3 protein-coding genes are annotated in these 4,862 nt (G+C 73.5%); all 3 read right to left on the reverse strand.

From position 1 onward, the window contains the following. Positions 1-2,517, reverse strand: a 2,517-nt coding sequence (secA, locus tag N866_RS16335; protein ID WP_034228343.1) for a preprotein translocase subunit SecA, incomplete at its 3' end; no start/stop codon positions are given. A gap of 151 nt (positions 2,518-2,668) precedes the next feature. Beyond that, complete coding sequence (locus N866_RS16340) at positions 2,669-3,655, reverse strand: EamA family transporter (protein ID WP_081802746.1); 987 nt, start codon at positions 3,653-3,655, stop codon at positions 2,669-2,671. A gap of 12 nt (positions 3,656-3,667) precedes the next feature. Further along, positions 3,668-4,862, reverse strand: a 1,195-nt coding sequence (locus tag N866_RS16345; protein ID WP_173406173.1) for a winged helix-turn-helix domain-containing protein, incomplete at its 5' end; no start/stop codon positions are given.

Below are 4,862 nucleotides of genomic sequence, written 5' to 3' on the forward strand. Positions count from 1 at the left end.
TGCCGCGTCCGGGGCCTCGGCCACCTTGACCTCGAGGTTGAACAGGTAGGTGACCGACTCCTCCTTGATCGCCTCGGTCATCGCGGCGAACAGCTGGAAGCCCTCTCGCTGGTACTCGACCAGCGGGTCGCGCTGGGCCATGGCCCGCAGGCCGATGCCCTCCTTGAGGTAGTCCATCTCGTAGAGGTGCTCGCGCCACTTGCGGTCCAGGACGGAGAGGACGACCCGCCGCTCGAGCTGGCGCATCGTGTCCGAGCCGAGCTGCTCCTCCCGCGTCGCGTAGGCGGACCGGGCGTCCTCCAGCAGGGCGTCCAGGACGTCCTGACGTGACACCTTGCTCTCCCCGCCGGCGGCCTCGACGACCGCGTCCGCCTCGACGGACACCGGGAAGACGGCCTTGAGCGACGTCCACAGGCCGTCCAGGTCCCAGGCCTCGGGGGCCGCGCCGCCCGTGGTCGCGTCGACCGCGCCCGTGACGACGTCCGCGAGGAAGTGCTGGATCTGCTCGTGCAGGTCCTCCCCCTCCAGGACCCGGCGCCGCTCGGCGTAGATCACGGACCGCTGCCGCGACAGGACGTCGTCGTACTTCAGGACGTTCTTGCGGATCTCGAAGTTGCGCGCCTCGACCTGGGCCTGCGCGCTCTGGATGCCGCGGGTGACCATCTTGCTCTCGAGCGGCATGTCGTCCGGGAACCCGGCGCGGGTCATCATCGACTCGGCCAGGCCGGCGTTGAAGAGCCGCATGAGGTCGTCGGTCATCGACAGGTAGAAGCGGGACTCCCCCGGGTCGCCCTGACGGCCCGAGCGTCCGCGCAGCTGGTTGTCGATGCGGCGGGACTCGTGCCGCTCCGTGCCCAGGACGTACAGGCCGCCGAGGCCGACGACCTCGTCGTGCTCCGCAGCCACCGCCGCCTTGGCCTTCTCCAGCGCGTCGGGCCAGGCGGCCTCGTACTCCTCCGGCTGCTCGGCCGGGTCCAGGCCCCGTGCGGCGAGGTCCGAGACGGCCATGAACTCGGCGTTGCCGCCGAGCATGATGTCGGTCCCGCGACCGGCCATGTTCGTCGCGACCGTGACCGCGCCCTTGCGACCGGCCTGCGCGACGATCGCGGCCTCCCGCGCGTGCTGCTTGGCGTTGAGGACCTCGTGCGGGACGCCCTGCTTCTTCAGCATGCGGGAGAGCAGCTCGCTCTTCTCCACGCTCGTCGTCCCGACGAGCACGGGCTGGCCCGCCGCGTGGCGCTCGACGATGTCGGAGACGACCGCGGTGAACTTGCCCTCCTCGTTCTTGTAGACGAGGTCCTTCTGGTCGATCCGCTGCATCGCGCGGTTCGTCGGGATCGGCACGACGCCCAGGTTGTACGTGCTCTGGAACTCGGCGGCCTCCGTGGTCGCCGTGCCCGTCATCCCGCTGATCTTCTCGTAGAGGCGGAAGAAGTTCTGCAGGGTGATGGTGGCGAGCGTCTGGTTCTCCGCCTTGATCGCGACGCCCTCCTTCGCCTCGATCGCCTGGTGCATGCCCTCGTTGTAGCGACGGCCGGCCAGCATGCGACCGGTGTGCTCGTCGACGATCAGGACCTCGCCGTTGATGACGACGTAGTCCTTGTCGCGCTTGAAGAGCTCCTTGGCCTTGATGGCGTTGTTGAGGAAGCCGATGAGGGGCGTGTTGAGCGACTCGTAGAGGTTCTCGATCCCCAGGTAGTCCTCGACCTTGGCGATCCCGGGCTCCAGCACGCCGACGGTGCGCTTCTTCTCGTCGACCTCGTAGTCGACCTCGGCGGTGAGGCGCAGCGCCAGCTTGGAGAACTCCGCGTACCACTTGTTGGCGTCGCCGGAGGCGGGCCCGGAGATGATGAGCGGGGTCCTGGCCTCGTCGATGAGGATCGAGTCGACCTCGTCGACGATCGCGAAGTGGTGACCGCGCTGCACGAGCTCCTCGGGGCGCCACGCCATGTTGTCGCGCAGGTAGTCGAAGCCGAACTCGTTGTTCGTGCCGTACGTGATGTCCGCGGCGTACTGGGCGCGCCGCTCCTCCGGGCGCTGACCGGACAGGATGCAGCCCGTGGTCATGCCGAGGAACCGGAAGACGCGACCCATGAGGTCGCTCTGGTAGCCGGCCAGGTAGTCGTTGACGGTGACGACGTGCACGCCCTTGCCCGTGAGCGCGTTGAGGTACGCGGGCGCGGTCGCCACCAGCGTCTTGCCCTCACCGGTCTTCATCTCGGCGATGTTCCCGAGGTGCAGCGCCGCGCCGCCCATGAGCTGGACGTCGAAGTGCCGCATCCCGAGGGTGCGGCCGGCCGCCTCACGGACGGCCGCGAACGCCTCCGGGAGCAGCCGGTCGAGCGTCTCCCCGTCCTCGAGGCGCGCGCGGAAGCGGTCGGTCTCCTCGCGCAGCTCGGCGTCGGTGAGCTGACGGAAGGCGTCCTCCAGGGCGTTCACCTGGTCGGCCACGCCCTCGAGCTTCTTGAGGGTGCGGCCCTCGCCCATGCGCAGGACCTTGTCGAGGATCGACGGCACGCGTTCTCCAGACTCGTCGGCGGCCCCCGCGGCTCGCGGGTCCCGCGTGTGGCGCGGCCCCGCGCCGCGCGCCACGACGGACGGGAGCGCGCTCAGCGACGGGGTCGACGCAGACCAGCGACCATCGTAGGCGAGGTGGCCCCCGGTCGGGTCATGCCGCGGCGCGCCGTCGTCGTGGCGCCGCCGCCGGGCGTCGTCGTCGGGGCGCCACGACCACGGTCGCCGTCGCCAGGAGGACCCCGCCGACGACGCCGCCGGGCCCGAGCCGCTCGCCCAGCAGGAAGGCCGCCGCGAGCGCGGCGGTCAGCGGCTCCAGCAGCGCCACGAGGGAGGCCACGGTCGCCGGGACGGTCCGCAGGCCCGTGAAGTAGGCGGCGTACGCGAGCGCCGTCGGCACGACGCCCAGGTACAGCACGAGCCACCACGTCGAGGGCTCGGACGGGGCGAGGGCCGCGCCGCCGAGAAGGACGACCGGCAGCAGCAGCAGACCCCCGCCGGAGAACCCCAGGGCGGTGAGCAGCACCGGGTCCAGCCCCGGCACGCCCGTCCGGTTGACCATGGTGAGGACGGCGAACGCCGCCGCGGCGACGAGCGCGAGCCCCGCACCGCCCGCGGGGTCCGCACCCGTGCGGGACAGGCCGACGAGCAGCACCAGACCCACCACCGCCAGCCCGACCGCCGCCGTCGTCCGTCGCGACGGCAGCCGGCGGGCGAGCACCGCCGTCACGGTCGCCACGATGACCGGGGCCGCGCCGAGCGCGACCACCGTCGCGACGCTCACGGAGGAGCGCTCCACCGCCAGGAAGTAGGTGGCCTGGTAGACGGCGGCCAGCACGGCGGTCAGCAGCACCCGACGCAGCAGCGCGGCGCTGCGGGGGATGCCGCGCAGCCGGCCGGCGAGCCCCAGCACGAGCAGGAGGGCCCCGCCCCCGACCGTCAGCCGGTAGGCGGCGACGACGGCCATCGGCAGCCCGCCGTCGGCGATCACGCTGCCGGCCAGCCCCCCGGTGCCCCACAGGACCGCCCCGACGACGACGGCGGCGAAGCCTCCCCCGGGACGCGAGGCCCACCGGGCGCCCGGCCCGAGGGACGCCCCGCCGTCGGCGGTCTCGGGTGCGGCGGGCGGCGTCGGTGCCATGGTGAGCGGATCCTAGGCGGTCGCCGACCGCAGGGGTGCCGCCATGTCACCGCGGGCGTCGACGGGGACGACGACGCGCTCCAGGCCGAGCCAGTCGGCGAGGAGCCGCAGCTCGGCGGCCGCCTCGGGCACGGCGGACCCGGGCGCCCCGGGCTCGAGATGGGCGCCGGGCACCTCGAGGACGCCGGCGCGGCGGTCGGCCCGCAGGTCGAGTCGCGCCACGAGGCTGTCGCCGAGGAGCAGGGGCAGCACGTAGTAGCCGTGCACGCGCAGCGGGGCGGGGACGTAGATCTCGATCCGGTACCGGAACCCGAACAGCTCCTCCAGCCGGCGCCGCTCGAACACGACCGGGTCGAACGGGCTCAGCAGGGCCCGGCCGGTCGCGCGGCGGGGCACGCGGGCGTCGCGGTGCAGGTACACGGGCCGGTCCCAGGACCGGACCCGGACCGGCGCGAGCACCCCGGACTCCACCAGCTCCGCCAGCGCCCGGGTGACGCGCGGCCCGCGGAGCCGGAAGTAGTCGGCGAAGCAGCGCGCCGTCCCGATCCCATGGGCCCGCGCACCGATCTCGAGCAGGGCCCGGAAGGACTCGGCGTCGTCGGGCTCCGGGCGGGCCAGCACCTGCGGCGGGAGCACCCGCTCGGCGAGGTCGTACCGGCGCTCGAAGGAGGGGGCGCGGCCGGCCGCCGCGACCTCCCCGGTGAAGAAGAGCAGCTCCAGCGCCCGCTTGGTCACGCTCCAGTTCCAGCCCCAGTCGTCCCGGGGCCGGGGGTGGTCGTGGGCGAGCGCCGCCTGCGCCTCGCGGGCGGTCATCGGGCCGGTCGCCGCGAGCAACGCCCTGACCTCGTCGACCACCTCGGGATGCTGCCGCGCGACGGACCGGATCGAGCCCCACGCGTGCTCCGCGTACTCCCGACGCCGCCAGCCGAGGTACCGGTACGTCTCCGGCGGCACGAGCGAGGCCTCGTGCGCCCACGTCTCCACCAGGCGGCGAGGCGCGCGTGCGGCTGCCCGGTCCAGCAGGCCGGCGTCGTAGGGCCCCAGGCGGGAGAACACCGGGACGAGGTGCGCCCGGGCGAGCACGCTGACGGAGTCGATCTGCAGCAGGCCGAGACGGTCGACGACGCGCTGGAGGTCGCCGAGGTGGGGGCGGGCCCCGCGGCCGTCGCTGGCGGTGGCGGGGTCCGGGGCGGCGTCCGGGGCGGCG

This window comes from Actinotalea ferrariae CF5-4, from assembly GCF_000603945.1.
In the GTDB taxonomy this organism is placed as follows: domain Bacteria; phylum Actinomycetota; class Actinomycetes; order Actinomycetales; family Cellulomonadaceae; genus Actinotalea; species Actinotalea ferrariae.

Excerpts from the sequence above, each read along its gene's own strand:
- N866_RS16340 (WP_081802746.1), bottom strand. The coding sequence starts at position 3,655 with ATGGCACCGACGCCGCCCGCCGCACCCGAGACCGCCGACGGCGGGGCG.